Annotated in this window: 1 protein-coding gene; it reads right to left on the minus strand. The window is 72.8% G+C overall.

All coding sequences use genetic code 11. From position 1 onward, the window contains the following. Positions 1-4,136: SDR family NAD(P)-dependent oxidoreductase (locus tag ACIBBD_RS38695; protein WP_399424704.1), on the minus strand; the 4,136-nt coding region annotated here is incomplete at both ends.

Here is a 4,136-nt window from a genome sequence, read left to right on the forward strand (position 1 = left end):
CCGCCCACGAAGTCCGGACGCACACCCCACGACTCCAGCAGCCGGAACAACGCCACCCCGACCGCGAACAACGCCGGCTGCGTCCACTCCGTACGCCCCAACCGCTCCGCATCGTCACCGAAGACGACATCCCTCAACTCCGCCCCGACGTGCGCGCACACCGCGTCGAAAGTTTCGGCGAACACCGGGAACGCCTCGTACAGCTCACGCCCCATACCGGGACGCTGCGCACCCTGACCCGAGAACAGGAACGCCGTACGGCCATGGCGTGTGACGCCCCTAACGGTGTGCGGGCCCGTTTCGCCCTGATGCAAGGTGTGCAGTTCTCGGCTGAAGTCGTCCCGGTCGGCGGCGATCACCACGGCGCGGTGCTCGAACGACGACCGGGTACGCGCGAGCGCCCCCGCGAAATCCGCGAGGCCGGCGCTGGGCAGCGCTTCCAGGGTCGCGAGGAGACGGCCGGCCTGGGCCCGCAGGGCCGTTTCGCTACGGCCGCTCACGAGCCAGGGCACCATCGCGTCGTCGTCGCGCGTGTACTCAGCCTCCTGCTGAGGTGCTTGTTCGAGGATGACGTGCGCGTTGGTGCCGCTGAGCCCGAAGGAGGAGACACCCGCCCGGCGGGGCCGGTCGACGGACGGCCATGCCTGACGCTCCGTCAACACCTCGACCGCGCCCACCGTCCAGTCCACCTGGGAGGACGGCTCGTCCACGTGCAGCGTCGCCGGCAGCACACCATGCCGCAACGCCTCCACCATCTTGATCACACCGGCCACACCCGCGGCCGCCTGCGTATGACCCAGATTCGACTTCACCGACCCCACCCACAAAGGCCGTTCACGGTCCTGGCCGTAGGCCGCCAACAGCGCCTGCGCCTCGATCGGATCACCCAGCCGCGTCCCCGTCCCGTGCGCCTCCACCACATCCACGTCGGACGGCGACACACCCGCATCCGCCAGCGCGGCACGGATCACCCGCTGCTGCGACGGACCGTTCGGCGCCGTCAACCCGTTCGACGCACCATCCTGATTCACCGCCGAACCCCGCACCACCGCCAACACCCGGTGACCACGCGCCCGCGCATCCGACAGCCGCTCCACCAGCAGCACACCGACACCCTCACCCCACCCCGTACCATCCGCACCCTCCGCGAACGCCTTGCACCGGCCATCACCCGCCAGACCACCCTGGCGAGCGAACTCCACGAACGCACCCGGTGTCGACATCACCGTCACACCACCGGCCAGCGCCAGATCACACTCCCCCGACCGCAGCGACCGCACCGCCATGTGCAGAGCGACCAGTGAAGAGGAGCAGGCCGTGTCCACCGTCACCGCCGGACCCTCCAGGCCCAGCACGTACGCCAGCCGGCCCGACATCACACTCGCCGCGTTACCCGTGCCGACGTACCCGCCGAAGTCCCCCTCCGAGATGTTCAGCAGGGCCGGGTAGTCCTGCCCGTTGGTGCCCGTGAACACGCCCACCCTGGAGCCGCGCAGCGAGCGCGGGTCGATACCCGCCCTCTCCACCGCCTCCCACGAGGTCTCCAGCAGCAACCGCTGCTGCGGGTCCATCGCCAGTGCCTCACGCGGGGAGATGCCGAAGAACTCCGCGTCGAACCCGGCGACGTCGTCGAGGAAGCCGCCCAGGCGGACGTAGTCGGAGTCCGGCGTGCCGTCGTCCGGGCGTGCGTACCGTTCGTAGAGCTCGGCCAGGCTGGTCCAACCGCGGTCGGCGGGGAAGTCGGTGATGCCGTCGCGCCCTTCCTCCAGCAGCGACCACAGACTCTCCGGCGAGTCGACACCGCCGGGGAAACGGCAGGCCATCCCGACGATCGCCACCGGCTCGTCGGCCGGACCCGTGGTGCGGGCGACGGCCGTCTCCCCGGGCTCGGCGTCCTCGTGGAGTTCGCCGTAGAGATGCGCGGCGAGGTCCTGCGGGGTCGGATGGTCGAAGACGGCCGTGGCCGGCAGGGCGACACCGCAGGCCGCCGCCAGGACGTTCCGCAGTTCCACCGCGATCAGCGAGTCCACGCCGAGGTCGCGGAACGTCCGCTCGGGGCCGACCTGTTCGGGCCCGCCGTACCCGAGGACGGTCGCAGCGCGCTCGCACACCTCGTCCAGGACGAGACGTCGGCCGGCCGCGCGGGGCAGGGAGTTGACGCGGGAGCGCAGGCTGTCCGTGGCGGTGCCGGCGTCACGGGCCGCTGCCTGCCCGGGAGCGGCCGTCGAGGCCGAGCGCAGCGGTGCGAGGAGCGCGCTGGGGCGGGCCGCGGTGAACGCGGGCACGAAGCGGTTCCAGTCGGCCGCGACGACCAGTCGGGTGGCGACTCCGGCGTCGATCAGCGCTCCCAGCGCCGACACCGCCGTCTCGGGAGCGAGGGGAGTGACCGCGCCCTGCCCGCGGCGTCGGCCGCCGGCGGTCGCGGCCATACCGGCGCCCGCCCAGGGTCCCCACGCGATGGACGTCCCCGGCAGGCCCTCGGCCCGCCGCCGCTCGGCCAGCGCGTCCAGCACGGCGTTGGCGGCCGCGTAGGCGCCCTGTCCGGGGCTGCCGACGGTTCCGGCCAGGGAGGAGAACAGGGTGAACGCGGTGAGGTCGGTGCCCCTGGTCAGTTCGTCGAGCAGCAGCGCCGCCTCGGCCTTGGGACCCATCACGCGCCGCACCCGGTCGGGACCGGTCGTGAGGATCGTCCCGTCGTCCAGCGTTCCGGCCGCGTGGAACACCGCGTCGACGGAGTGCTCGGCGAGGAGGGCGGCCAGGTCCTCACGGACCGAGACGTCCAGGGCCGCCAGGGTCACGCGGGCGCCCGACCGCTCCAGCTCGTCGCGGAGTTCCACGGCGCCGGGCGCGCGTTCGCCCCGGCGGCTGACGAGGAGGAGATGGCGGGCGCCCCGCGTGACGGCCCAGCGTGCCACCTGAGCACCCAGGGCACCTGTGCCACCGGTGATGAGCACGGCGCCGTCGCCCGGTGCCCAGTCGGCGGAGACCGGCCGCGGTGCGGCGGGCTTCAGGCGGCGTCCGAACATGCCGTGGGAGCGCAGGGCGATCTGGTCCTCGCCAGGCGCCAGACGCGTCAGCGCCGACACCAGACGCGTCCAGACGCGCTGGTCCGTCCGCGCGGGGAGGTCGATGAGGCCGCCCCACAGGTCGGGGAGTTCCAGCGCGGCGACCCGGCCCAGCCCCCAGACGGCGCTGTGGGAGACCCGGGTGACGCGGTCCGGGCCGCCGACGGTGACGGCCCCCTGAGTGATCGCCCACAGCTTCGCGCCGGGGACCGCCCGGGCCAGCGCCTGGACGGCGGTGAGCGTCGCGACGACGGCGTCGGTGGACACGGAGAAGCTCAGCAGGGAGAGGATGCCGTGCCTGACTCCGACCGCTTCCGCGGCGGTACGGAGAGCTGCGGCACAGGCATCGGGATCGGCGGCGTCGACCTCACTGGTCCGCGCCGCCACCCCCTGGGTGCGCAGTCCCTCCACGAGTTCGTCGGCCAAGGCCCGGACCGTGGCGTCCGCGTCGTCCGGAACGAGGACCGTCCAGCGGTGCGCGCGTGCGGCCCCGGCTGTGGCGGGCACCTCGTCCTCACCCGTCAGGGGCGTCCAGGAAACCTCGTGGCACAGGGAGTCCAGTTGCGCCTGCTCCTGTTGGCGCCGGTACCAGTCCGACAGGGCGGGAACCACCGTGTCGAGGGCGTCCGGTGCGAGGTCCAGGTCCTCGGCCAGACTCGTGACGTCCTGTCGCTCGACGGCGGACCAGAAGGCGGCGTCGATGACGGCCGAGGCTCGGGCGGGACCGGCCGGGGCGTCCTTGGCGGACTCGTTCGGTCCCAGCCAGTAGCGGCTGCGCTGGAAGGGGTAGGTGGGCAGATCCACCGCGGGTGTGTCATCGCCACCCAGTACCGCGGCCCAGTCGACCTCACCTCCGTCGGCGTGGAGGCGTGCGACTGCCCGTAGGACGGCAAGCCGCTCCGGGTGGTCCTTGCGCAAGGCCGACACGAACAGTGAACCGGGCAGTTCGGGGAAGCAGCTCTGGGCGAGTGCGGTCAGGGTGGCGTCGGGGCCCAGTTCGACGAACCGGGTGACGCCCTTCCCTGCCAGGGTGGTGATGCCGTCGGCGAACCGGACGGCCTCGCGGACGTG

The sequence above is a fragment of the Streptomyces sp. NPDC051315 genome, assembly GCF_044455165.1.
GTDB lineage: Bacteria > Actinomycetota > Actinomycetes > Streptomycetales > Streptomycetaceae > Streptomyces.